This is a genomic window from Rahnella sp. CFA14(1/10), from assembly GCF_004195095.1.
Lineage (GTDB): Bacteria > Pseudomonadota > Gammaproteobacteria > Enterobacterales > Enterobacteriaceae > Rahnella > Rahnella perminowiae.
The window spans coordinates 13,107-38,036 of the sequence record NZ_SEWS01000013.1 but is presented as its reverse complement, the minus strand read 5'-3'; the positions used below and the strand labels follow the sequence as shown (position 1 = coordinate 38,036).

Annotated in this window: 20 protein-coding genes; 4 read left to right on the top strand and 16 right to left on the bottom strand. The window is 52.2% G+C overall.

Features of this window, described 5'->3' with window-relative positions:
• Positions 1–29: 29 nt before the first annotated feature.
• The 12 genes from wecG to trxA all read right to left on the bottom strand — a co-directional run bounded on the left by wecG (position 30) and on the right by trxA (position 13,151).
• Positions 30–770 (bottom strand): lipopolysaccharide N-acetylmannosaminouronosyltransferase, encoded by a 741-nt coding sequence (gene wecG / locus EVX52_RS22205; protein ID WP_129992146.1) that lies wholly within the window; start codon positions 768–770, stop codon positions 30–32.
• A complete protein-coding gene (wzyE, locus tag EVX52_RS22200; protein ID WP_129992144.1) occupies positions 754–2,133 on the bottom strand; it encodes an ECA oligosaccharide polymerase in 1,380 nt (459 codons plus the stop codon). The genes wecG and wzyE overlap by 17 nt, the downstream gene beginning before the upstream one ends.
• Positions 2,130–3,212: a TDP-N-acetylfucosamine:lipid II N-acetylfucosaminyltransferase gene (locus tag EVX52_RS22195; protein ID WP_129955215.1), complete on the bottom strand. Its 1,083-nt coding sequence runs from the start codon at positions 3,210–3,212 to the stop codon at positions 2,130–2,132. Before EVX52_RS22195 ends, wzyE begins: the two co-directional genes overlap by 4 nt.
• Positions 3,209–4,459 carry a lipid III flippase WzxE gene (wzxE, locus tag EVX52_RS22190; RefSeq protein ID WP_129992142.1) on the bottom strand — a complete coding sequence of 417 codons (1,251 nt, stop codon included), beginning with the start codon at positions 4,457–4,459 and terminating at the stop codon, positions 3,209–3,211. The genes EVX52_RS22195 and wzxE overlap by 4 nt, the downstream gene beginning before the upstream one ends.
• Position 4,460: 1 nt before the next feature.
• On the bottom strand, positions 4,461–5,591 hold the full coding sequence (gene rffA / locus EVX52_RS22185; protein ID WP_129955217.1) for a dTDP-4-amino-4,6-dideoxygalactose transaminase: 1,131 nt from the start codon (positions 5,589–5,591) through the stop codon (positions 4,461–4,463).
• A gap of 4 nt (positions 5,592–5,595) precedes the next feature.
• Positions 5,596–6,306: a dTDP-4-amino-4,6-dideoxy-D-galactose acyltransferase gene (rffC, locus tag EVX52_RS22180; protein ID WP_129992141.1), complete on the bottom strand. Its 711-nt coding sequence runs from the start codon at positions 6,304–6,306 to the stop codon at positions 5,596–5,598.
• Entirely contained in the window at positions 6,297–7,559 is a 1,263-nt protein-coding gene (gene wecC, locus EVX52_RS22175; RefSeq protein WP_129992140.1) for a UDP-N-acetyl-D-mannosamine dehydrogenase, read from the bottom strand. The genes rffC and wecC overlap by 10 nt, the downstream gene beginning before the upstream one ends.
• Complete coding sequence (gene wecB / locus EVX52_RS22170) at positions 7,556–8,686, bottom strand: non-hydrolyzing UDP-N-acetylglucosamine 2-epimerase (RefSeq protein ID WP_129992138.1); 1,131 nt, start codon at positions 8,684–8,686, stop codon at positions 7,556–7,558. The genes wecC and wecB overlap by 4 nt, the downstream gene beginning before the upstream one ends.
• On the bottom strand, positions 8,683–9,735 hold the full coding sequence (gene wzzE / locus EVX52_RS22165) for an ECA polysaccharide chain length modulation protein (RefSeq protein ID WP_129992137.1): 1,053 nt from the start codon (positions 9,733–9,735) through the stop codon (positions 8,683–8,685). The genes wecB and wzzE overlap by 4 nt, the downstream gene beginning before the upstream one ends.
• A gap of 43 nt (positions 9,736–9,778) precedes the next feature.
• Positions 9,779–10,864, bottom strand: coding sequence for a UDP-N-acetylglucosamine--undecaprenyl-phosphate N-acetylglucosaminephosphotransferase (gene wecA, locus EVX52_RS22160; RefSeq protein ID WP_129955222.1), 1,086 nt, complete (start codon positions 10,862–10,864; stop codon positions 9,779–9,781).
• Between the two features lie 285 nt (positions 10,865–11,149).
• Positions 11,150–12,409, bottom strand: a complete 1,260-nt coding sequence (rho, locus tag EVX52_RS22155; protein ID WP_013577536.1) for a transcription termination factor Rho — start codon at positions 12,407–12,409, stop codon at positions 11,150–11,152.
• 415 nt (positions 12,410–12,824) lie between these two features.
• Positions 12,825–13,151 (bottom strand): thioredoxin TrxA, encoded by a 327-nt coding sequence (gene trxA, locus EVX52_RS22150; RefSeq protein ID WP_013577537.1) that lies wholly within the window; start codon positions 13,149–13,151, stop codon positions 12,825–12,827.
• A gap of 117 nt (positions 13,152–13,268) precedes the next feature.
• Here trxA and rhlB point away from each other — a divergent pair, with 117 nt between their 5' ends.
• Together rhlB and gppA are read left to right on the top strand one after the other, a co-directional pair.
• Positions 13,269–14,561 carry an ATP-dependent RNA helicase RhlB gene (gene rhlB / locus EVX52_RS22145; protein ID WP_129955223.1) on the top strand — a complete coding sequence of 431 codons (1,293 nt, stop codon included), beginning with the start codon at positions 13,269–13,271 and terminating at the stop codon, positions 14,559–14,561.
• A gap of 6 nt (positions 14,562–14,567) precedes the next feature.
• Positions 14,568–16,058: a guanosine-5'-triphosphate,3'-diphosphate diphosphatase gene (gene gppA, locus EVX52_RS22140; RefSeq protein WP_129955224.1), complete on the top strand. Its 1,491-nt coding sequence runs from the start codon at positions 14,568–14,570 to the stop codon at positions 16,056–16,058.
• 81 nt (positions 16,059–16,139) lie between these two features.
• Here gppA and rep read toward each other — a convergent pair whose 3' ends face one another.
• The gene (gene rep, locus EVX52_RS22135) at positions 16,140–18,164 is read right to left on the bottom strand and encodes a DNA helicase Rep (protein WP_129992136.1); all 2,025 of its coding nucleotides are present in this window, start codon (positions 18,162–18,164) and stop codon (positions 16,140–16,142) included.
• Positions 18,165–18,339: 175 nt separating this feature from the next.
• Here rep and ppiC point away from each other — a divergent pair, with 175 nt between their 5' ends.
• On the top strand, positions 18,340–18,621 hold the full coding sequence (ppiC, locus tag EVX52_RS22130; protein ID WP_015690589.1) for a peptidylprolyl isomerase PpiC: 282 nt from the start codon (positions 18,340–18,342) through the stop codon (positions 18,619–18,621).
• Between the two features lie 268 nt (positions 18,622–18,889).
• On the opposite strand, the gene ilvC is transcribed toward ppiC, so the two are convergent.
• Positions 18,890–20,365, bottom strand: a complete 1,476-nt coding sequence (ilvC, locus tag EVX52_RS22125) for a ketol-acid reductoisomerase (protein ID WP_129992135.1) — start codon at positions 20,363–20,365, stop codon at positions 18,890–18,892.
• 186 nt (positions 20,366–20,551) lie between these two features.
• Here ilvC and ilvY point away from each other — a divergent pair, with 186 nt between their 5' ends.
• Positions 20,552–21,433, top strand: coding sequence for an HTH-type transcriptional activator IlvY (gene ilvY, locus EVX52_RS22120; protein ID WP_129955226.1), 882 nt, complete (start codon positions 20,552–20,554; stop codon positions 21,431–21,433).
• Positions 21,434–21,480: 47 nt separating this feature from the next.
• On the opposite strand, the gene ilvA is transcribed toward ilvY, so the two are convergent.
• Both ilvA and ilvD read right to left on the bottom strand, forming a co-directional pair.
• Positions 21,481–23,025 (bottom strand): threonine ammonia-lyase, biosynthetic, encoded by a 1,545-nt coding sequence (ilvA, locus tag EVX52_RS22115; RefSeq protein WP_129955227.1) that lies wholly within the window; start codon positions 23,023–23,025, stop codon positions 21,481–21,483.
• 5 nt (positions 23,026–23,030) lie between these two features.
• Positions 23,031–24,881: a dihydroxy-acid dehydratase gene (ilvD, locus tag EVX52_RS22110; RefSeq protein WP_129955228.1), complete on the bottom strand. Its 1,851-nt coding sequence runs from the start codon at positions 24,879–24,881 to the stop codon at positions 23,031–23,033.
• Positions 24,882–24,930: the final 49 nt, after the last annotated feature.

The window sequence follows — 24,930 nt, the reverse complement described above, 5'->3', positions numbered from 1 at the left end:
CGCGCTGAAGATCAGCCACGGCGCAAATATTACAGACGACCGGTATAGTAGTAACGGATAAATTTGAGCAGTTTGAGCTGACGACGCAAACGGCTGGGCTGTAAAATCAGCCGGTAGAGCCATTCCAGCCCCAGATTTTGCCAGATTTTAGGGGCACGTTTAACATGCCCGGTAAAGACGTCATAGGTCCCACCGATGCCCATGTAAAGCGCATCTGGATGCACACGACGGCAGTCACGCATCAGGATTTCCTGCTTTGGTGACCCCATCGCCACGGTCACGATAGATGCTCCGCTGCTTTTTACCTTTTCAAACAATGCTTCGCGCTGTTCAGGCACAAAATACCCATTCTGGCTGCCAACAATATTGACGTTCCACAGCAATCGCAATTTTTCTTCCGTCTGCATCAGGACTTCCGGTTTACCGCCGATCAGAAAGACCGGTGTTCCTTCACGCCCTGCGCGCTCCATCAATCCTTCCCAGAGGTCAGCCCCTGCAATACGCGAGACGCGTGACTGCGGATATTTACGCCGTATAGCGCGCACAATGCTGATCCCGTCGGGGTATTTAAACTCCGCATGGTCGATCAGCGTACGCATTTCAGGGTTGCTTTCGACCGTCAGCACTTTCTCTGCATTTATCGCCACCAGCGAACCTTTTTTCACCTGATGACCGGCAAAAAGATAATCAAGAAAATGCGCCATATTGCGAAAGCCCCAAAGGCGGATCCCGCGAATATCATATTGCGGGACGTTATTCTCCAAATTCATCCATCTTCCTTACTACCAAAGGCTCCATGAGGTTTTTTCTGACCGGCATCCTGGCTCGTATCAGCCCGGCGGCGTCAAACATCCAGTACAATAATTTTGCGACAACCAGACAAGTTGCGAATACGACACAGAAAAACACCACCCGTGAGAAAAAGGAATCCACGCCTTCGCGGGCAAGTACGATCATATTGAACACGGCACCAAAGCAAAAACTTTGCAGAATGGCCGCTTTATAAATGTTGGTCTCCGCTTTGCCTTTTTCATAAAGCCAGTCGAACCATTTAATGATCATCCCAACCGCCACCGCACCCAGCGGGATAAACCACACGCCGCCCATCACAACCAGCGAGCCAATCAGCGTCGGCGAAATGGCCAGACCGGAATGGTTACCGAGCACATCCCAGGTGAAATAGTTGGCGGTGTTGAGCACCACACCCGGACGGTCATGCCATAGCCAGCTGGGGATAAAGACGTAGAAATCACGAATAATCGGTGCCAGTCCCTGAAAACTAATTTTGTCGTAATTTTGCAGCAACAGTCCCAGATTTTCCCATGGCGAGAACGTATCACGCGTCAGGTACAGGAAGGTATAAAACGCCTCAGGGCCGCTGACATTCAGCCCGTAACGTTTCAGCGCCAGCCAGAACATACCGACAATGCCCAGTACGCCCGCCACCGCCAGCATCCACAAACTAATCCAGCCGCGTACGATGCCGATAAACAAAAACAGTGCGAACGCGATAATGATATTCGCGCGTGTCCCGCCAACAATAATATACGTGAGTAAACCAAATGCGACGGTACTGACCAGGAAAAACAGCCAGCGCTGCAGATTGGGTTTGAGGAAGAACACTACCAGCATCGCTGGCAGGAAGAAGTAAAAGAAGCGTTTAAGCGCAACCCCGGACACATCACTGGAAAAAATCTGGCTGTACGATTTGAGCTTAAACAGCAAAAATCCGTTATGCGTAAAGAAGATGGACACGGTTACCACGGCGATAAGTGCCAGTAAAAACCATGTCAGATGGGTTTCGACACGGTTCATCGTAAACAGTGTACGGGACGGGCCATCACGTTTTGCCCTCAACCGCGTTTTATAACTGACATAATAAATACCGTAAAAACAGGTTGCGGCCAGCATCGCCTGTAACAGGTTTTCAACCGGTACGACGTTGACATCAAACTGGAAAACCAGCAGACAGGTCAGCGGAAAACCGAAATAGAACGTCAGCAGATACAACAGCGAAAACAGAACGTTGAAGTTAAAACGCACACGGCGAAATTCTTTGTAGGTCAGCGTCAAAATGAACAACAGCGAGAACGCATAAACGACAGACAGGCCGCCAAGCTGTGCCATTGTCATGATGTTTCTCCTGCCGCCAGCAGTAACGCCTGTTGCCAGCCGGCGATGTAATTCGGGCTGAAGAATGCGATATTCTTCCGGTCCGTAGTCAGCAACTGGCGCCGCGCTTCGGCCACAGTTCGGGTATCAAGTGCGTCACCGTAAAACAATACCGGCAGATTTTGTTCTGCCAGATCCTGCCAGAACGGATTCTGACGGCTGACCACAAACGGCACGCCGAACTGAATCAGCAAACATTGCGTCCCGATACCCTGCTGGCGGTCAAAAATAAAATACCCCAGCGAGCAACCACGCAGCACGTCGAGATATTGTGCAAAAGGCATCGAACCGGTCATCAGCTCAACATTCCCGGGCGCAAAAAGTTTGAGCGCCTCGCGGCGAACCTGCTCGATATAGGCGTCATTGTTGGCCGGATAGCCCATAGGAATAATCACCCGGATACCGGCACCAAACTGTTGATGCAACGAACGCAGCGCTTCAGTATGTCGGTTACTGCGATCGCCGGAATTGCCGACCAGCACGGTCATCGGCTCTGCAGGTTCAGGCTGCCCGGCTGAAAGCGTCAGCGCCGGATCCATACGCGTCGGGAAATACAATAATGAGGACGGCACGCGCGGATGTCTCTGATGGAAATGAATCAGATCGCCGCGGGTAGCGAAAACATGGCCGATACGTCCCTGAGCCAGACGCCTTAAAAAATAAAACAGGCGGAATTTCAGGCCACCTGTCGATTCATAAAGATCTGCGCCCCAGATGTGCCAGCTGGCCTGCTGAGATTTAATTTTGCCGGTCAGCAGCGCCAGCCAAAGCGTCGGGTTGAACTGACCATGGAAGAAAAAGTGATGTGTACGATCCTGTGCCCGGGAAATCACCGCGTCGGCCAGCGATTTTTTGTCCGGATAAACCCGAATATCCAGACGTGCGAATTCAGCAAATGCTGATGCATCTGCTGCCGCCACCATAAAATGATAAATCAGCTTTTCAGGCGCGCATTCGGCCAGAACATCATTAAAAAAGCGCAGCACGGTGACATTATGGTGGGGAATGTCAGATCCCAAAACGTGAATCAGCGTTGTCATGCTCGTCTACGATAAATAACAAATACGGTACAGCACAGGGCGAAATAGACGACATACGTCGCCATATACGCTTGCGCGGCGCCAAGAGAACCCCGTATCGGGATCAACCAATGTGAAAAGCCCGTCAGTAACGCAAACTGGCTGATTTCAGTCAGCACGTAAAAACGCAGAGAGGCTCTCGCAATCACCAGATAGCCAAAAACATAAGAGCCGACTTTCAGTACGTCACCCACTAACTGCCAGGCGAACAAATCGCGCATCGCGATAAATTGTTTTGAAAACAGTAACCAGATAGCAAAGTCACGCAACAGCCAGACAGTAAAACTGACGGCCGCTACGGCGGGCAGAACAAATTTTAATGACTTAACGATTTCACGCGTAATATCGCGTTTATCCGTCATGCGCGATAGCGTCGGCAATAAATAAACGCTGAAAGAGGCGGTGATAAACTGCAAATAGGCATCAGAAATACTGCTGACGCCCTGCCAGATCCCCACATCTTTCCAGCTGTAATGCTCCGCCAGCAGGTTTCGCATCATCACATACGCCACCGGCAACGTGACAGATGTGATCAGTGCCATCAGGGTAAACTTTCCCAAATGGCTGGCGATAAAGCGGTCCCAGCCCGGCTTTAAGTAGGCCAGCGGAAAGGATTTTCGCCGCCACAACATGCCGCCCGCAGGCACAACGACCAGCGCTGGCACCAGTGCCAGCCCGGCCAGCGCGCCTTCATAACCGCCCAGTTTGAAACACAAGAGATAGGCCAGCAAGCCAATCAGACTGCCACCCATTACAGCCAGCGCGTTACCCGTCGCATCACGATAACCTTTCAGGATGGCCTGAAAATAGTTGGCATAAGCAATGCCCATCTGGATAAATGCCACGGCCCGCACAACGGCCTGATAGCGGTCGTGTCCGAACAACCCGACACTGACAGGGCCGGCAGCCAGCAAAAAGATGGCGGCCAGCAGCGTCGAGAAACCCAAAATCAGCGAAGAGGACGTACCGAGTACAGCTTTAAGCCGCTCAAGATCCTGATGATGTTCGGCAACGTATTTAGTAATACCATTGAAAATACCGGCACCGGACAGCACACCAAGTACGGTCACGAGCTGGCGGAAATTCCCTGCCTGCCCTACGCCGTCAGGGCCGAACGTCACGGCCAGCAATTTCACCACCAGCAACCCGGCACCAATTTTAATCAGCGTAGAACCTGCGGTCCAGACTGATGCTTTTGCCAGCGACATATCAGGCGAAATATTGCAGCATGGCCGTAATCACCGCACGCTGCGTATCATCGGTCATGTTGTAGAACAGGGGCAGGCGCACCAGACGCTCACTCTCTTTTGTCGTGAAACGATCGACGCCAGCGAAACGACCAAAATCTTCGCCCGCCGGACAGGCATGCAGCGGGATATAATGGAATACGGTGAGAATATCTGCCGCTTTCATGTGACGAATAAAGGCATCACGGTCGTCGATATCACTCAGACGCACATAGAACATATGAGCATTTTGCACACAGTCTTGTGGAACTGAAGGCAACTGAACGCGGCCTGCGTCGGCCAGATCCTGCAATGCTTCGTAATACTGATTCCAGATTGCCAGACGGCGCTGGTTGATCTTTTCAGCTGAATCCAGATTCCCCCACAGATACGCGGCCTGCAAATCGGACATCAGATAGCTGGAACCAATGTCCCGCCAGGTATATTTATCCACCTGACCGCGGAAGAACTGGCTGCGGTTAGTGCCTTTTTCACGGATAATCTCGGCACGATCAATCAGGGCCGGATCGTTAATCAGCGTCGCACCACCTTCACCGCCCGCCGTGTAATTCTTGGTTTCGTGGAAACTGAAACATCCGATATGACCAAGGGTGCCCAGTGCTTTGCCTTTGTAAGCTGACATCACGCCCTGTGCGGCATCTTCCACCACAAACAGATGATGTTTTTCGGCGATCGCCATGATGGTATCCATTTCACAGGCCACACCCGCGTAATGCACCGGGACAATCACTTTGGTTTTTTCAGTGATCGCAGCTTCAATCAGGGTTTCATCAATATTCATGGTATCCGGGCGGATATCCACAAACACGATTTTCGCGCCGCGTAAAACGAATGCATTGGCGGTCGAAACAAACGTAAAGCTTGGCATAATCACTTCGTCACCGGGCTGAATATCCAGCAGCAACGCGGCCATTTCCAGCGATGCCGTACAGGACGGCGTCAGCAAAACCTTCGGACAGTTAAAACGCTGTTCAAACCATTTCTGGCAGCGCAGGGTAAACCCGCCGTCACCGCACAGTTTGCCGCTGTCCATGGCCTCGCGCATGTAATCAATTTCAGTACCCACAATCGGTGGCGCATTAAAAGGGATCATCGTTTCACCTGTACAACCAGTACGCCGAGCGCATGACTTTGCCACCGCTGGCGAGATAAAGATTTAAGGCCGCGATATTACCGGTTTGCGTGGCGACATACAGTCGCGATACACCCTGTCCGGCACACCAATTTTTCGCAGCCGCCATTAACTTTTTACCTGCTCCCTGCCCCTGGAATTCAGGTCTGACAGCCAGCAGGCCAATTCTAACTTCATCTTCTGAAAGACGTCGCAACGTGACAAAACCCAGCCTGTTACCCTGTGCATCGTCTGCCCACAGGCAAAGGTGATCAAACGTGCCCAGTACCGCCTTTTCTGCCCACATTGCGTAGAAACGGGCGCTGTCATCAGGCTGATACCAGGGTGCGCGAAAACGGCTGAAACGAAACGTCTGGCTGGCAATAATCGCCACATCAGCGATATCTTGCGGCAAAGCCAGACGCCCTGCTGGCAACGCCATATCCTGCGGCGTGACCGTCACGCAAAAGTCCGTTTCACCTTCTGCCAGTCGGAAACCCAACGCAGACAGGGCGTCCAGCGTGTGCGTTTGATCTGCCTCTACTTTGGCCTGCACCAGTGCATATTGTTCAAGCTTCTGCGGCGTGATTTCACCCGCAGAGGCATCCGGTGTCAGACGCGCACTGTTAAGCTGGAAGAAATGACTCTCCCATCCGAGCGGTTCGATATTGCCGTGCAAAGGATTATTTATCGCCATACGCCTTTAGTATCCACAATCCATGACTGCCGGATCTGACTGCCAGGGATCGCTTTGAACAGTTGGTGATCGACTAACATCACCAACAGATCGGCTTCAGCCAGTGCGCGATCCAGGCTTTCTAACGTCACTTTATCCGCGAGAGAAGCCGGTAGCTGATGCACATTAGGCTCGACCGCCCACGTTTTTCCGGCGTGCCAGTCGGCAATCAGGTGTGTCACTTCCACTGCCGGGCTTTCGCGTAGATCATCAATATTGGGTTTAAACGCCAGGCCAAAGCAGGCAATCTTGACGTCGGCTGCACGTTTGCCCGTGGTAGTCAGGCAATCTGCCAGTGCCGCTTTTACACGATCCACGACCCAGTGCGGTTTGCTGTCATTCACTTCGCGCGCTGTGCGGATGATTCTGGCCAGCGCCGGGTTTTGCGCAACAATGAACCACGGGTCGACTGCAATACAATGTCCGCCTACGCCCGGACCCGGCTGCAGGATATTCACCCGTGGATGACGGTTCGCCAGACTGATCAGCTCCCAGACGTTAATGCCCTGAGCATCGCAAATCAGCGACAGCTCGTTGGCAAAGGCAATATTTACGTCGCGGAAACTGTTTTCCGTCAACTTGCACATTTCGGCGGTACGGGAATGGGTGGTAACACATTCGCCTTCAAGGAAAATGTTATATAAATCGCTGGCACGCTGTGAACAAACTGACGTCATGCCGCCAATGACACGGTCATTTTTGATCAGCTCAACCATCACCTGTCCTGGCAGCACGCGTTCCGGGCAGTAAGCAATGTTGATATCGGATTGCTCACCGGCTTGCTGAGGAAAGCTCAGATCAGGACGGGCTTCCGCCAGCCAGACGGCCATTTGCTCTGTCGCCCCCACCGGTGACGTAGATTCCAGAATGATCAGATCGCCTTTTTTCAGAACCGGCGCCAGAGAACGTGCGGCAGATTCAACGAATTTCATATCCGGTAAATGATCGCCCTTAAACGGCGTCGGAACTGCAATCAGGAAAGCATCTGCAGGTTCCGGTTTGGTCACTGCCCGCAACAATCCCGCATCAACGGCCTGCCTGACCAGAAGATCAAGATCGGGTTCAACAATATGGATCGCACCACGGTTAATCGTATCCACGGCATGCTGATTAATATCGACGCCCACCACTTTTTTTTGGCGTGAGGCGAAAGCGGCAGCGGTTGGCAGACCGATGTAACCGAGTCCGATGACAGAGATAATGTTAAAACTCATTGTGGTACCCAATGATTTTTCAATGCGTCAAGAATATGGCGGCAGGCATGCCCGTCGCCGTAAGGATTGTGTGCCCGGCTCATGCTGTTGTATTCGTTTTCATCGTTTAGCAGACGGTTCACTTCCTCGACTATTTTAGCGGGATCGGTGCCCACCAGCCGGACTGTTCCGGCATCAACCGCTTCCGGACGTTCTGTGGTTTCACGCATCACCAGCACAGGCTTGCCCAGTGAAGGCGCTTCTTCCTGCACCCCGCCGGAGTCGGTCAGGATCAGATAAGCTTTATCCATCAGATAAACGAATGGCAGGTAATCCTGAGGGTCGATCAGTACGATATTGTCGATGCTTTGCAGAATGCGATTCACCGGCTCGCTGACGTTCGGATTGAGATGCACCGGATACACAATTTGTACTTCAGGGTGCTGGCATGCAATTTCCGCCAGGGCCGAGCAAATCCGTTCAAAGCCTTTGCCAAAGCTTTCACGACGGTGGCCCGTCACTAAAATCAGCTTTTTGTTGGCATCCAAAAACGGGTAGTTATTCGCCAACTGTTGTGCCAGCGAGACATCGCTGTTAAAGCGGTCACGTACCCAGAGCAGGGCATCAATCACCGTATTCCCGGTGACAAAAATGCTCTCTGCGCCGATGTTTTCCCGCTGCAAATTGACACTGGCATTCTCGGTGGGTGCAAAGTGCCATTTCGCCAGATGACCTGTTAGCAGGCGATTGCCCTCTTCCGGCCACGGGGACGATAAATCCCCGGTACGCAGACCTGCTTCAACATGCCCGACGGGGATCTGGTGATAAAACGCGGCAAGGCTGGCGGATAAAGTCGTGGTGGTATCACCGTGCACCAGCACTATGTCAGGCTTGAACTCATCCAGAACCGGCTTAAGGCCGGTCAGGATCCGACTGGTAATTTCTGTCAGTCCCTGCCCTGGCTTCATAATGTTGAGATCATAATCAGGGATGATGTCAAAGAGGCGTAATACCTGATCGAGCATTTCACGGTGTTGAGCCGTCACACACACTTTTGATTCAAAGGCCGCATCCTGCGACAAAGCAAGCACCAGAGGAGCCATTTTGATGGCCTCCGGACGCGTGCCGAAAATCGTCAACACTTTCACAATGTGTTTCTCTTATTTTTACGGCGGGTCAGGGCAACGCCAGCCCCGATTAAACCACCGACAATGCCCCACATAATCATCAATAATGCCCGACGAGGGCTGTCACGTTTTACAGGTTCTTCAGGCGTTCTCAGATAGCGATAAGTCTGGAATTTTGCCGTAAGCGTTGGCCCGACGTTCAGCGTCGACAGCATCGCACGGTTCTGATCGTAATCCAGATCATACCCCGGACCGGAGGCTTGCAGTAATTCCAGACGAGCCTTGAGCATAGGCACACCCAGCAGGAACATATCGGAATCCGGCAATTCTTCTGCGGGCGTATCGGTCACACTTTTATTAATGTTTTGCTGCTGAGCAATCTTCAGTGCCTGCTCAGTATTATGCGTGGTGCGCTTGAAAACAGTCTGGGCAACCTCTTCCTGACGCTTGACCTGCGCTTTCATTGACTGCGTTCGTGCCGCCCACGCGCCTTCCAGCTCATCATAGAGATGTTGTGCCGCACGCTGGCTGGCGAAATCGACATACTGACGTAAAAGTTTGTTCGCATCAGCGGCATTTTCCGCCGTGAGTTTCACCATATCGTTCGGCACTTTCGGTGCATCACGGGCAGTAAACTGGATGTCATTGATCATTTCATCCAGCAGAACCGCATCAGCACGCGCATCATTTTCCTGACGTTGTTGGTAATAAGGGTTATGCAGCCAGAAATCCCGGCGGGTGTCATAAGCCGCAAGTTGCATGACAAACTCGTTGTAGGCTTCATCAGAAATGGGTGGGCGGTTGGCGTCTGACTGCGGCACATTACGCATATCTAAATTACGCAGAAACTGTGCCTGAGAGAAATAGGACGAAAGATTGTTGACCGTAGGCCGATCCGTGATTGCCGTCGAACTCCATTCCTGTTTCATGAGGTAAGACGACCCCAGGGCGACTAAGGCAAAGAGTATTGCCAGACCTGCAATCCAGAATTTTCCTTTCCATAAAGTGCAGCACAGCCCGCGGATATCAAGTTCATTCTCGATGGCGTGTTCGTTCTGGTTTCTCATCATTTCTGGTTTATCCACAGCCAGTAAGCCCTTGCTTAAAAAGTGATTATTGATTAGAAGAACGGCGCAAACGTCTTTTAACCCGTTTTATAAACCGCGCCACACGCCAGGCGTGTTTGATGCAGATGCCGTACAACAGGAAGGCAACGAAGAATAAAGCCAGCATTATCCATTCGGGAACAAAACTCAGATGTTCGCCCACCACACCAATGCCCGCCAGAATAGCGGCAGCCACAGTTATTAAGACGAAAGCCTGACGTGAAGTAAAACCTGCGCGCATGATCAAATGATGAATGTGCTGACGATCTGCTGAGAACGGGCTCATCCCTTTACGAAGCCGGCGATACATGATGGCGACCATGTCCATCAGGGGAATAGCGATAAGCCAAAGTGCAGTGACCGGATTCATAGGATGAGATTCGCCTTGCGTACTTTGCAGGAGGACCCAGATGACCGTAAACCCTATCAGCGTGCTGCCCGCGTCGCCCATAAAGACTTTGTAACGAGGCCCCAAAACACCCAAATTGAGTAAAATATACGGGATGATTGCGGCAATCATCGCGAAGCACCAGTACGCTAACTCCATGTGTCCGCTCTCGTACATGATGAGGCCCAGTGAGCCAAAGCTGACACAAGACAAGCCGCCCAGTAAGCCATCAATACCATCGACCATGTTGAAGGCGTTAATGGCAGCCCACACGGCGAACAAAGTGACAAGATAGCCAAACGGGCCTAATACCATTTCCCAGGGACCAATCAGATGTCCGAGGCTGCGAAGCGTGAGGTTAGCAAAACTCATCATCGCAACAGCGACCACGGCCTGAACCATTGCACGTGTTTTTACACTGATATCGAAACGGTCATCCAGTGCACCCACTAATACCAGCAGCCCGGCGCAGGCAATGTAAAGGTTGCCATGTGGAATAGTATAATTGGTGATCAGAAAGGCAAAACAAACACCCGCATAGACAGAGATCCCACCAACGAGTGGTATCAGTCCCTGGTGACGTTTACGAAAATTCGGTTTATCAACAAGTCCGATTTTATTCGCTACCTTCCGGGCAACGAATAAAAAGAGGAATGAAAATACGAAAACAATCGCTAGCTCAGTACTCATATTGAGTAAATTCACAGTTAAGAAGTCTCTTCTGCAAAAATAAGGTGTGGAGTTGACAGCATCATAAACCTCACAGCCTTAAATCATATCCTATGGTGACAGTTATGGTTTTGTCTCGGGCAAGACCTTATCTGCTGCCATTTCTCGGGCAATCAACCGACAAAGTAAAGAAAGGGCACGTGATAAACCATCAGCTATTATCCGAATAGTCTGACAATCTTCCCAAAGTAGCATTATGGTAGCCACCAAAAACAAAAAACGCCACGACTGTGCGTGGCGTTGAGCGGACTTTACACCAAATTAAGAACGTTTCATCATGTCGAAGAAGTCATCATTGGTCTTGGTCATTGCAAGCTTGTTGATGAGGAATTCCATCGCATCGATCTCACCCATCGGATGAATGATTTTACGCAGGATCCACATTTTTTGCAGTTCTTCAGAAGTGGTCAACAGCTCTTCTTTACGGGTACCAGAGCGGTTGTAGTCGATCGCAGGGAAGACACGTTTTTCAGCGATTTTACGCGCCAGATGTAATTCCATGTTGCCGGTACCTTTAAACTCTTCATAGATAACTTCATCCATTTTAGAGCCGGTATCAACCAGCGCAGTAGCGATGATAGTCAGGCTACCACCCTCTTCCACGTTACGCGCAGCACCGAAGAAGCGTTTTGGACGGTGCAAGGCATTGGCATCCACACCACCGGTCAGCACCTTGCCTGAAGCAGGCACCACGGTGTTGTAAGCACGTGCCAGACGGGTAATGGAGTCCAGCAAAATGATTACGTCTTTCTTATGCTCAACCAGACGCTTGGCCTTTTCGATGACCATTTCAGCCACCTGAACGTGGCGGGAAGCGGGCTCGTCAAAGGTAGAGGCGATAACTTCACCTTTCACCAGACGCTGCATCTCGGTTACTTCTTCCGGACGTTCGTCAATCAGCAGTACCATCAGTACGCAGTCAGGGTGGTTGTACGCAATGCTGGTGGCGATGTTTTGCAGCAGCATGGTTTTACCGGCTTTCGGCGGAGCAACAATCAGACCACGTTGACCGCGACCAATTGGCGAAGCTAAATCCAGTACGCGAGCGGTCAAATCTTCTGTTGAACCGTTACCCCGTTCCATACGCAGACGTGAATTAGCATGCAGAGGGGTTAAGTTTTCAAACAGGATTTTGCTACGGGCGTTTTCTGGTTTGTCGTAGTTAACTTCGTTAACTTTCAACAGGGCAAAATAACGTTCACCTTCTTTTGGTGGACGGATTTTACCGGAAATGGTGTCGCCGGTACGAAGGTTGAAGCGGCGAATTTGGCTTGGAGATACGTAGATGTCGTCGGGGCCTGCGAGGTAGGAACTGTCTCCGGAGCGGAGGAAACCAAATCCATCCTGCAATATCTCCAGTACGCCATCACCGAAGATGTCTTCTCCGCTTTTCGCATGCTGCTTCAATATTGAAAAGATAATGTCTTGCTTACGCATGCGGGCCTGGTTTTCCAGTCCCATATTTTCGCCGAGTGCAATGAGGTCAGAGACCGGCGTATTCTTTAATTCGGTAAGATTCATAATGGTGGGTTCTTAAACTCGGGGTATGTCTCGAACATCTGTCGTGAATGGGTATGGCAGGGTCATCCATGCCTGTTTATTGTATGACACCTAAATAACAGCCCGGTAATCCAGCCGCAGGCAGTCGCGCGCGGGCGATTCTTGAGGGGTAATGCTGATATTGAAGGTGTCTTAAAGCCGATTTTGTCAAAACCGTTAGATGGTCAAGTACAGTGCCAGTTCAATTTAATTATTATTCAAAGAAACTTTATAGGCAGATGTTTTTGACACAACAGAGTAAAACGTAAGAATCAAACTACAGGTAAGCTCTATTTGCAGTAAGCGTAAACTTAGCATGCTTCTTGACAGGCGTCTAGCGGACAATGTGAAAAACACGGTAACCCGCTAAACACCTGGCTTAGGTCATCCCGACCGATTACAGATTAGCTGTTAAGAACTCTTTCAACTGACCTTTCGACAGTGCGCCAACTTTAGTTGCTGCGACTTCGCCGCCTTTAAATAACAGCAGGGTAGGAATACCACGGATGCCATATTTAGGGGCAGTACCTGGATTTTCATCGATGTTCAGTTTCGCGATGGTCAGCTTGCCTTCGAACTCAGTGGCAATTTCATCCAGAATCGGAGCGATCATCTTACATGGTCCGCACCACTCTGCCCAAAAATCGACCAGCACCAGCCCTTCGGCTTTCAATACGTCGTTGTCGAAACTGTCATCGGTCAGGTGAATAATTTTATCGCTCATGTTTACTCCAAAGGATTATCTTTACCTTGTTGATGTAGCATTAACCAACATCAGGTTGACTTTATTTCACCGGATACGCTTTCGTAAAGCAATAGTTAGCTGATATTCTACCACACTATGAGCAAAACACACTTGACCGAACAGAAGTTTTCCGACTTCGCCCTGCACCCGCTGGCAGTAGAAGCCCTTGAAAAGAAAGGCTTCCATTACTGTACTCCTATTCAGGCATTGGCATTGCCAATCACGCTCGCTGGGCGTGATGTTGCAGGTCAGGCGCAAACCGGTACCGGCAAGACGCTGGCTTTTTTAGCGTCTACTTTCCATTATCTACTTTCTCACCCTGCTGCGGAAGGTCGTCAGACTAACCAGCCGCGTGCCTTGATCATGGCACCTACGCGTGAACTCGCGGTGCAGATCCACTCCGACGCCGAAGCATTATCTGAATCTACCGGGCTGAAATTAGGCCTGGCATATGGCGGCGACGGGTACGATAAACAGCTAAAAGTGCTGGAAAGCGGCGTGGACATCCTGATCGGAACCACCGGCCGTTTAATCGATTACACTAAACAGAACCACATCGACCTGGGCGCGATCCAGGTGGTGGTACTGGATGAAGCAGACCGCATGTTCGATCTGGGCTTCATCAAAGATATCCGCTGGTTGTTCCGCCGGATGCCTCCTGCTAATCAACGCCTGAACATGCTGTTCTCAGCAACGCTTTCCTATCGTGTGAAAGAACTGGCGTTCGAAAACATGAATAATGCCGAGTCGATTGAAATCGAACCGGAACAAAAAACCGGCCATCGTATTAAAGAAGAGCTGTTCTATCCTTCAAACGAAGAAAAAATGCGCCTGTTGCAGACGCTGATTGAAGAAGAATGGCCGGATCGCTGCATTATTTTTGCCAACACTAAACACCGTTGTGAAGATGTCTGGGGCCATCTGGCGGCCGACGGACACCGTGTCGGTTTGCTGACCGGTGACGTTCCGCAGAAAAAACGCCTTCGTGTTCTGGAAGACTTCACAAAAGGCACGCTGGATATTCTGGTTGCGACCGACGTTGCTGCCCGTGGTTTGCACATTCCTGCCGTAACGCACGTCTTTAACTATGACCTGCCTGACGACTGTGAAGACTATGTGCACCGCATTGGCCGTACCGGTCGTGCAGGTCTGAGTGGTCATTCCATCAGCCTGGCATGTGAAGAATATGCCCTGAATCTGCCGGCAATTGAAACCTATACCGGCCACAGCATTCCGGTCAGTAAATACAACAGCGATGCGCTGTTAACTGATTTGCCTCCTGCAAAACGTCTTGCCCGCTCGCGCACCGGTAACGGCCCGCGTCGTAACAGTAATTCGTCTTCACGTCGCAGCAGTGCACCACGTAGCAACCGTAAACGTCCGGGCTGATAACCTATGCTAAGTTCCACCTCACTGTATGCAGCGATTGATCTGGGTTCTAACAGCTTTCACATGCTGGTTGTTCGTGAGGTGGCAGGCAGTATCCAGACCCTCGCCAGAATTAAACGCAAAGTGCGTCTGGCCGCCGGTCTGGATAAACAAAATCTGCTTTCTCAGGAAGCGATGCAGCGTGGCTGGCAATGCCTGAAGTTATTTTCTGAAAGATTGCAGGATATCCCGCGCGACCAAATTCGTGTCGTTGCCACCGCAACGCTGCGTCTTGCCAGTAATGCCGATGAATTCCTGGGTAAAGCTCAGTTAATTCTCGGTTGTCCTATTCAGGTCATTACCGGTGAAGAAGAAGCCCGTCTGATTTATCACGGCGTTGCCCATACCACGGGCGGGCCGGATAAACGTCTGGTCGTCGATATTGGCGGCGGCAGCACAGAACTGGTGACCGGCATCGGAGCTCAGGCCACCACGCTTTATAGCCTTTCGATGGGCTGTGTCACCTGGCTGGAGCGCTATTTTGCGGATCGAAATCTGGCCAAAGAAAACTTTGATCAGGCTGAACAGGCGGCAACAGACATGATCCTTCCTGTTGCTCCCGAGCTGATTGCGAATGGCTGGCAGATCTGTGTCGGCGCTTCCGGTACCGTGCAGGCCTTACAGGAAATCATGGTCGCTCAGGGCATGGATGAACACATCACGCTGCCTAAACTTCAGCAGCTCAAACAGCGTGCCATTCAGTGCGGCAAGCTGGAAGAGCTGGAGATTGAAGGTCTGACCCTTGAACGTGCGCTGGTTTTCCCGAGCGGATTGTCTATCCTGATAGCCATTTTCAAGACCCTGAACATCGAAATGATGACTCTGGCGGGTGGCGCACTGCGTGAGGGCCTGGTTTACGGCATGCTGCATTTGCCGATCGAGCAGGATATCCGCCAGCGTACGTTGCGGAATCTGCAACGCCGTTACCTGCTGGACAACGAGCAGGCCGAGCGGGTGGCACAACTGGCTGAGAACTTTTCGCTGCAGGTAGCTCAGGAATGGAAGCTGGATGCCCGTGCCCGTGAACTGCTTAACAGTGCCTGCCTGATCCACGAAATTGGCCTGAGTGTGGATTTCAAGAAAGCCCCCCATCACGCAGCCTATCTGATCCGTCATCTGGATCTGCCGGGTTTCACACCGGCGCAAAAAAAGCTGCTGGCGACGTTACTGCAAAACCAAAACAACACGCTTGATTTACCGTTGCTCAATGAACAAAACGCCGTGCCACCGCGTCAGGCACAACGTCTTTGTCGTATTCTGCGTCTGGCGATCATATTTGCCAGCCGTCGACGCGACGACACATTGCCTGCAGTGCGTTTACGCGCCAATGATGATGAGCTGAGTGTGATTGTGCCACAGGGTTGGCTGGAACAGCATCCGCTGCGCGCTGAAGAATTAGAGCAGGAAAGCCACTGGCAAAGTTATGTCCACTGGCCACTGTTTGTCGAAGAACAGTGACCGGCAGCTGTAAAAAGTTATAGCGTAAAGCAGAGAGCTGATTCATCAGCCTCTGCTTTTTTAATGGCTAAGATTTAATGGCTAATTGCCGCCTTTTGCTTTCGCCAGTTGCTCGCGGATTTTCTCCAGGTGGCTTTGCCCTTTCACCATGCGTTCCTGCGCGCTCACTACTTTACGTTCGCTTTCCCAGGCCAGGTCATCCTGCGGTAATTCCAGCAGGAAGCGGCTCGGTTCCGGGCGGATCAGCTCGCCGTACTGACGCCGCTCACGACAGAGTGTAAACGTCAGCTCTTTCTGTGCCCGGGTAATCCCCACGTAAGCCAGACGCCGTTCTTCGTCCACGTTATCTTCGTCGATGCTGCTCTGATGCGGCAGCAAACCTTCTTCCATACCGACCAGATACACATAAGGGAACTCCAGCCCTTTAGAGGCATGCAATGTCATCAGCTGAACCTGGTCCAGCTCTTCGTCGTTCTCGCCACGTTCCATCATGTCACGCAGCGTAAAGCGGGTGACCACCTGTGTGAGCGTCATTGGCTCATCCAGATCGGTGCCTTCCAGCATTTCCGTCATCCAACTGAACAGCTGATTGACGTTTTTCATGCGCATTTCAGCGGCTTTCGGGCTCGGAGAAGTTTCAAACAACCAGCTTTCGTAATCAACACCGTGGATCAAATCCCGCACCGCCGCAACCGGTTCACGTTCTGCCAGCGCAGAAATATTGCCCATCCAGTGTGTGAAACGTTGCAGGGATTCCAGCCCGCGCCCCGTCAGATACTGACTCAGCCCCAGATCAAAACTGGCTTTAAACAGCCCTTTATTGCGCTGATTGGCCCATTCCCCCAGTTTTTGCAAAGTGGCGGCCCCGATTTCACGACGTGGCGTGTTAACGATACGCAGGAATGCACTGTCATCGTCCGGATTGGTGAGCACACGCAGATAAGCCAGCAGGTCTTTAATCTCTGGCCGCGAGAAGAAGGAAGTGCCGCCAGAAATCCGGTACGGGATACGGTTCTGCATCAGCATTTTTTCGAACAAACGCGACTGATGGTTGCCACGGTACAAAATCGCGTAATCACCATAAGCAGTTTTATTGATGAAGTGATGGGCAATCAGCTCGCCGACCACCCGCTCGGATTCATGATCTTCATTATTTGCCGTCACTACTTTCAGTGATTCGCCATAAGCCAGCTCTGAGAATAAACGCTTCTCGAACACATGCGGGTTATTGGCGATCAGAATGTTGGCGGCTTTCAAAATACGCTGCGTGGATCGGTAATTTTGCTCAAGCTTGATAACCTGTAACTGCGGAAAATCTTCTTTCAGCAACACCAGGTTTTGCGGCCGCGCCCCGCGCCAGGAGTAAATTGACTGGTCATCATCACCCACCACGGTGAAACGTGCGCGGTTGCCGACCAAAAGTTTCACCATCATATACTGACTGGTGTTGGTGTCCTGATATTCATCGACCAGCAGATAACGCAGCTTGCTCTGCCATCGCTCTCGCACCTCTTCATTGCTTTGTAGCAATAGCGTTGGCAGCAGGATCAGGTCATCGAAATCAAGAATATTACAGGCACGCATATGGTCATGATAAAGGCCGTAGCAGTGCGCGAAGATTTGATCGCGTTCTGATCGCGCCAGACCGGCAGCATGGGCAGGATCAACCAGATCGTTTTTCCAGTTTGAGATCGTCGATACCAGCTGCTGCAATAATGTCTTGTCGTTCTCCAGCCATTTTTCGCTCAGCTCTTTAAGCAGGGCCAGCTGGTCCTGATCATCAAATAAAGAAAAATTAGACTTCATGCCCAGGGCAGCATATTCGCGTTTGATAATTTCCAGCCCGAGCGTGTGGAACGTCGCAATCAGCAAGCCACGTGCTTCTTTGCGCCCGAGGGTTTGTGCGACGCGCTCTTTCATTTCGCGTGCGGCCTTATTGGTGAAAGTCACCGCTGCGATGTGGCGCGCCTGATAGCCACATTCGCGGATCAGGTGTGCGATTTTATTGGTAATCACCCTGGTTTTGCCGGAACCGGCACCCGCCAGAACCAGGCAGGGTCCGGTGACAAATTCCACGGCATGTTGTTGACTGGGGTTTAATCGCATGGCGTATCTTTGCTCACCTGATAGACAAGGACGGCGATTGTAGCAGAAACACCGCCTGAGATTGACAGGCTTTACGGCGCAATTTGTTGTGTATGGAATGCAGGCCGGATTCCCCCGGCGGGGTTTCAGATGTTACATTACGCCTCTGGAAACACTCTCGTAAAAAGGTCTTATCATGGCAAAAACTGCCGCAGCAATGCATATCCTGGTAAAGGAAGAAGCACAGGCACTCGATCTTCTTGAACAACTGAAGAATGGTGGTGATTTTGAAAAACTGGCTAAGAAGCATTCTACCTGCCCGTCAGGCAAGAAAGGCGGCCATTTAGGTGAATTCAAGCAAGGCGCCATGGTGCCTGCTTTCGATAAGGTGGTTTTCTCCGCACCCCTGATCGAGCCTCAGGGCCCGCTGCACACTCAGTTCGGTTACCACATCATTAAGATTTTGTACCGCAACTAAGTTCTGTCTTTGTCAGCACCCAAAGAAAGGGCACCGCATTTTCATGCAGTGCCCTTTTTATTATTTCTTAGAGACCCGAATAATTCGAGTTACAGGAAGGCGGCAAGCGAATGACAAATCGGTCGGGAACCGATTTGAACAGCGCTCGCGCTGGCCCGCAGGGTGAGCCTCAGGGACAAGGCTCATTAATCCCGATGACCTTACTCAGGTAAGTGATTCGGGTGACCGAACGCAGCCAACACATCTGTAACTTGAAGTATGAAGGGGATCAGCTTGCTACGGCGATACGCTTCATATCAGTCATATAGCCACGCAAAGTGCGGCCGATTGACTCAATGGGATGGTTGCGGATCGCTTCGTTAACGTCGCGCAGTTGCGCGTTATCAACCTGCGTTTCAGCCACTGATTTGCCCAGATCGCCTGCCTGCAGCGTGGTCATGAACTCTTTCAGCAATGGCACGGCAGCGTTAGCGAACAGGTAGTTACCGTATTCAGCCGTATCCGAGATAACCACATTCATCTCGTACAGACGCTTACGCGCAACGGTGTTGGCGATCAGCGGCAGTTCGTGCAGTGATTCGTAGTAAGCAGATTCTTCAATGATGCCTGAAGCCACCATGGTTTCGAAGGCCAGCTCTACACCTGCTTTTACCATCGCAATCATCACAACGCCGTGATCGAAATATTCCTGCTCGGAGATTTTACCCTCGAACTGCGGTGCGTTTTCGAACGCGGTTGCGCCCGTTTCTTCACGCCAGGTTAGCAGTTTCTTGTCGTCGTTCGCCCAGTCAGCCATCATGCCGCTGGAGAATTCGCCGGAGATAATGTCATCCATGTGTTTCTGGAACAGGGGGGCCATAATCTCTTTCAGTTGTTCGGACAGTGCATAAGCACGCAGTTTCGCCGGGTTGGACAGTCGGTCCATCATCAGCGTGATGCCGCCTTGTTTCAGCGCTTCGGTAATGGTTTCCCAGCCGAACTGCAACAGTTTTTCTGCGTAGGCTTCATCAACACCGTCAGCAACCAGTTTGTCGAAGCACAACAGAGAACCCGCCTGCAGCATGCCACACAGGATAGTCTGCTCGCCCATCAGGTCAGATTTTACTTCAGCCACGAAGGAAGACTGCAGAACGCCCGCACGGTGACCGCCGGTGGCTGCTGCCCAGGCTTTGGCAATCGCCATGCCTTCGCCTTTCGGGTCGTTTTCCGGGTGAACCGCGATCAGTGTAGGTACACCGAAACCACGTTTGTATTCTTCACGCACTTCGGTACCCGGACATTTCGGGGCAACCATCACCACGGTGATGTCTTTACGGATTTGCTCGCCCACTTCAACGATGTTGAAGCCGTGGGAATAACCCAGGGTTGCGCCGTCCTTCATCAGGGGCTGAACCGCTTTTACCACCGCGCTGTGCTGTTTGTCTGGCGTCAGGTTAACCACCAGATCAGCCTGCGGGATCAGTTCTTCGTAGGTGCCGACTTTAAAGCCGTTTTCGGTCGCTTTACGCCATGAAGCTCGCTTCTCAGCAATGGCTTCTGCACGCAGGGTGTAGGACACATCCAGACCGGAATCACGCATGTTCAGCCCCTGGTTCAGGCCCTGTGCACCACAGCCTACAATCACCACTTTTTTACCTTTGAGGTAGCTGGCTTCGTCCGCGAATTCATCGCGACCCATGAAGCGGCATTTGCCCAGTTGTGCCAGCTGCTGACGCAGGTTCAGTGTGTTGAAATAGTTAGCCATGTCTTGCTCCGTTCTATCGAGGTAAGTGCTGTTATTTTTTGTTTCACCGGTGAGCCGGTGAACGCCGTGAATTCACTATATGTCATGCGACACATTGCTTAAATTGATATATTACGAAGATGATGTTGCAGATTCTGCAATATACTTCGTTTGATTCCTGTGAAACTAAAAAGCCGGGTATTCGATATGGACTTACGTGATCTGAAACTGTTTTTACATCTGGCGGAAAGCCGCCATTTTGGCCGTTCGTCAAAGGCGATGCATGTCAGCCCGTCCACATTGTCACGCCAGATCCAGCGGCTGGAAGAAGAACTCGGCCAGCCATTATTTCAGCGTGATAACCGCACCGTGCAACTGACCAGTGCAGGTGAACAACTCAAAAACTTTGCTCAGCAAACGCTGCTGCATTATCAGCAACTGCGCAGCGGGCTGGATCAGCATGGCCCGACACTGAGCGGCGAATTGCGACTTTTTTGCTCGGTAACCGCCGCCTACAGTCATCTGCCGCCGATCCTTGACCGTTTCCGTGCGCAGCATCCGCTGGTAGAAATCAAACTCACCACCGGTGATGCCGCCGATGCGGTTGAAAAAGTTCAGTCCACCGAAGCGGATCTGGGGATCGCCGGTCGTCCGGAAAGTTTGCCGGGCAGCGTCGATTTCACACAGATCGGCGAAATCCCGATGATTCTGATTTCTCCTTCCCTGCCTTGCGCCGTACGCACACAGGTCAGCGAACCGCATCCGGACTGGTCACAAATTCCGTTCATCCTGCCGGAGCATGGTCCGGCACGAAAACGCATCGACGTCTGGTTTAAACGCAACCGCCTGAGCAATCCGCTGATTTATGCCACGGTATCCGGCCATGAAGCCATTGTCTCGATGGTCGCGCTCGGTTGCGGTATCGCACTCATTCCGTCCGTCGTGGTCGATAACAGCCCAGAACCGGTGCGCAACCGTATTTCCATTCTGGATAACGTCACGCTCGGAGCGCCGCTGGAACTGGGCGTCTGCGTGCAAAAAAAACGCCTGAACGAACCCCTGATCGACGCGTTCTGGCAGTTGCTCTGAACGTTTACACCATAAAAAAGGGGCACTTTTCAGGTGCCCCGTTGAGTTTAGCCCGCCAGGAAGAAGCGGAACGCCGGATTATCACTTTCGTTATGACAGTCATAACCCAGTGCCGACAGGTTCTTTTCAAATTCCGGTTCTTGTTCGTTCAGCTCAAAGGCCGCCAGCACACGGCCAAAATCGGTGCCGTGGCTACGGTAATGGAACAACGATATATTCCAGTGCGTACCCAGCGTGTGCAGGAATTTCAGCAACGCGCCCGGTGATTCAGGGAATTCAAAGCTGTAAAGCCGCTCGCGCAGAGGCTTGGTCGGACGGCCGCCCACCATGTAACGGACATGCAGTTTCGCCATTTCATCATCGGACAAATCCACGACCTGATAGCCGTCATGATTGAGTTCCGCGATGATTTCCTGACGTTCCGCATGGCCGCGTGTCAGACGCACACCGACAAAAATGCAGGCATTATCCGCATCGGCGTAACGGTAGTTGAACTCCGTTACCGAACGGCCACCCAGCAACTGACAAAACTTCAGGAAACTGCCTTTACGCTCAGGAATAGTCACTGCCAGCAGCGCTTCACGTTGCTCACCCAGTTCACAGCGTTCCGACACATAACGCAGACCGTGGAAATTGACGTTCGCGCCGGAAAGCACATGCGCCAGTCGCTCACCCTGAATATTGTGCTGCTGCACATATTTTTTCAGCCCCGCCAGCGCCAGCGCACCGGAAGGCTCAGCAATGGCGCGGACGTCTTCGAACAAATCTTTCACGGCAGCGCAAATTGAATCACTGTCGACGGTGATGACGTCATCAAGATATTCGCGACATAAACGGAACGTTTCGTTGCCGATACGTTTCACTGCCACGCCTTCCGCAAACAAACCCACACGCGCCAGATCAACCGGTTCACCGGCATCCATTGCCGCGCGCAGGCAGGCAGAATCTTCAGCTTCGACACCGATGACCTGAATCTGTGGCATCAATTGTTTGATCAGCACAGCGACGCCGGCGGCCAGACCACCACCGCCGACCGGGACGAATACGCGGTCAAGATGCGCATCCTGTTGCAGCAACTCCATTGCCAGCGTGCCCTGCCCGGCTATCACCGCCGGATGGTCAAATGGCGGCACAAACGTCATGCCCTGTTCCTGCGACAGCGTGATCGCTTTGGCTTTCGCCTCATCGAAATTGGCGCCATGCAGCAAAACTTCGCCGCCGAAGTTACGCACGGCATCCACTTTGATATCTGCTGTGGCAACCGGCATCACAATCAGCGATTTGATGCCTTTTTTGGTCGCCGATAACGCAACACCCTGCGCGTGATTTCCCGCAGATGCGGTGATGACACCACGCGCAGCCTGTTCTTCCGTCAGGCTGGCGATCATCGAATAGGCGCCGCGCAGTTTAAAACTGTGAACGGCCTGGCGATCCTCCCTCTTCACCAGAATGGTGTTACCCAGCCGGGAAGAGATCTTTTCCATGACCTGCAAAGGCGTCACCTGCGCGACTTCATAAACCGGCGCACGCAGTACGGCACGCAGATATTCTGCGCCGCACGGCTGGTCGGGTAGAGGTTGTGATACCGCCATGACTGTCAGCCTCCCAGCTTAGACTTGTCGCGTACTGCGCCTTTGTCCGCGCTGGTTGCCAGCAATGCGTAAGCACGCAGCGCCAGAGAAACCACACGTTCACGGTTTTTCGGCGTCCAGGCTTTGTCGCCGCGGGCCAGTTCAGCTTCGTGACGCGCCGCCAGTTCTGCCGCGGGCACATCCAGCACCATTTTGCGGTTTGGAATATCAATGTCGATGATGTCGCCATCTTCCACCAGCGCAATCAGGCCACCGCTGCCCGCTTCCGGAGAAACGTGACCGATAGACAGACCGGAAGTGCCGCCCGAGAAACGGCCATCGGTGATCAGCGCACACTCTTTGCCGAGCCCCATGGATTTCAGGTAAGTGGTCGGATACAGCATTTCCTGCATGCCCGGCCCGCCTTTCGGCCCTTCGTAACGGATAACCACAACGTCGCCGGAAACCACTTTACCGCCGAGGATCGCGGAAACGGCATCATCCTGGCTTTCGTACACTTTTGCCGGACCACGGAAGGTCAGGTTGGATTCATCCACGCCTGCGGTTTTAACGATGCTGCCCGCTTCGGCGATGTTGCCGTAAAGCACGGCCAGACCACCGTCTTTACTGAATGCATGCTCAAACGAACGGATACAACCGTCGGCGCGGTCATCATCCAGCGTGTCCCAGCGGCAGTCCTGCGAGAAAGCCTGCGTGGTGCGGATACCGGCGGGACCCGCGCGGAACATTTTTTTCACGGCTTCGTCTTGGGTCAGCATAATGTCGTACTGATCCAGCGTCTGGTTCAGGGTCAGGCCCAGGATATTTTTCACGTCGCGGTTCAGGAGATTAGCGCGATCCAGTTCCCCCAGAATCGCCAGCACGCCCCCTGCCCGGTGCACATCTTCCATGTGATATTTCTGGGTGCTTGGCGCGACCTTACACAGATGCGGCACTTTGCGTGACAGACGGTCAATGTCGGTCATGTCGAATTCAATTTCGCCTTCCTGCGCTGCCGCCAGCAGATGCAGTACAGTGTTGGTCGAGCCGCCCATCGCGATATCCAACGTCATGGCATTTTCGAAAGCCGCTTTGCTGGCAATGCTGCGCGGCAGTGCGCTGACATCGTCCTGCTCGTAATAACGTTTGGTCAGCTCAACGATGCGACGACCGGCATTCAGGAACAGATCTTTACGGTCAGCATGGGTAGCCAGCAATGAACCGTTACCCGGCTGGGAAAGCCCCAGCGCTTCGGTCAGACAGTTCATAGAGTTTGCAGTGAACATCCCGGAACACGAACCGCAGGTCGGACAGGCAGAACGTTCGATTTGTTCGCTGTCGGCATCGCTGACGTTCGGGTTTGCGCCTTGAATCATCGCATCGACCAGGTCGAGTTTGATGATTTTGTCAGACAGTTTGGTTTTCCCGGCTTCCATCGGGCCACCGGAAACAAAGATCACCGGAATGTTCAGGCGCAGTGACGCCATCAGCATTCCCGGAGTGATTTTGTCGCAGTTGGAAATACACACCATGGCATCGGCGCAGTGCGCGTTAACCATGTATTCCACCGAGTCAGCAATCAGTTCACGTGAAGGCAATGAATACAGCATGCCACCATGCCCCATGGCGATCCCGTCATCCACCGCGATCGTGTTGAATTCTTTCGCCACGCCGCCGGACGCTTCGATTTGTTCAGCAACCAGCTTACCCAGATCGCGCAGGTGCACGTGCCCCGGTACAAACTGGGTGAATGAGTTAACGACGGCGATAATTGGCTTACCGAAATCGTTGTCCGTCATGCCGGTGGCACGCCATAAAGCGCGGGCACCAGCCATGTTGCGGCCATGAGTCGTGGTGTGGGAACGGTACTTAGGCATGCTCTGTTCACTCCAAATCATTTCTGTTTAGCAGGCTGCGCCATCGCCG

Bases quoted from the DNA above. Each gene is read 5' to 3' on its own strand.
- ilvC (WP_129992135.1), bottom strand. From the start codon at position 20,365: ATGGCTAACTATTTCAACACACTGAACCTGCGTCAGCAGCTGGCACAA.
- wzzE (WP_129992137.1), bottom strand. From the start codon at position 9,735: ATGATGAGAAACCAGAACGAACACGCCATCGAGAATGAACTTGATATC.
- rho (WP_013577536.1), bottom strand. From the start codon at position 12,409: ATGAATCTTACCGAATTAAAGAATACGCCGGTCTCTGACCTCATTGCA.
- rhlB (WP_129955223.1), top strand. From the start codon at position 13,269: ATGAGCAAAACACACTTGACCGAACAGAAGTTTTCCGACTTCGCCCTG.
- ilvY (WP_129955226.1), top strand. From the start codon at position 20,552: ATGGACTTACGTGATCTGAAACTGTTTTTACATCTGGCGGAAAGCCGC.
- ppiC (WP_015690589.1), top strand. From the start codon at position 18,340: ATGGCAAAAACTGCCGCAGCAATGCATATCCTGGTAAAGGAAGAAGCA.
- EVX52_RS22195 (WP_129955215.1), bottom strand. From the start codon at position 3,212: ATGACAACGCTGATTCACGTTTTGGGATCTGACATTCCCCACCATAAT.
- wecG (WP_129992146.1), bottom strand. From the start codon at position 770: ATGAATTTGGAGAATAACGTCCCGCAATATGATATTCGCGGGATCCGC.
- rffC (WP_129992141.1), bottom strand. From the start codon at position 6,306: ATGGCGATAAATAATCCTTTGCACGGCAATATCGAACCGCTCGGATGG.
- wzxE (WP_129992142.1), bottom strand. From the start codon at position 4,459: ATGTCGCTGGCAAAAGCATCAGTCTGGACCGCAGGTTCTACGCTGATT.
- ilvA (WP_129955227.1), bottom strand. From the start codon at position 23,025: ATGGCGGTATCACAACCTCTACCCGACCAGCCGTGCGGCGCAGAATAT.
- wzyE (WP_129992144.1), bottom strand. From the start codon at position 2,133: ATGACAATGGCACAGCTTGGCGGCCTGTCTGTCGTTTATGCGTTCTCG.
- rep (WP_129992136.1), bottom strand. From the start codon at position 18,164: ATGCGATTAAACCCCAGTCAACAACATGCCGTGGAATTTGTCACCGGA.
- trxA (WP_013577537.1), bottom strand. From the start codon at position 13,151: ATGAGCGATAAAATTATTCACCTGACCGATGACAGTTTCGACAACGAC.
- ilvD (WP_129955228.1), bottom strand. From the start codon at position 24,881: ATGCCTAAGTACCGTTCCCACACCACGACTCATGGCCGCAACATGGCT.
- wecC (WP_129992140.1), bottom strand. From the start codon at position 7,559: ATGAGTTTTAACATTATCTCTGTCATCGGACTCGGTTACATCGGTCTG.
- gppA (WP_129955224.1), top strand. From the start codon at position 14,568: ATGCTAAGTTCCACCTCACTGTATGCAGCGATTGATCTGGGTTCTAAC.
- rffA (WP_129955217.1), bottom strand. From the start codon at position 5,591: ATGATCCCTTTTAATGCGCCACCGATTGTGGGTACTGAAATTGATTAC.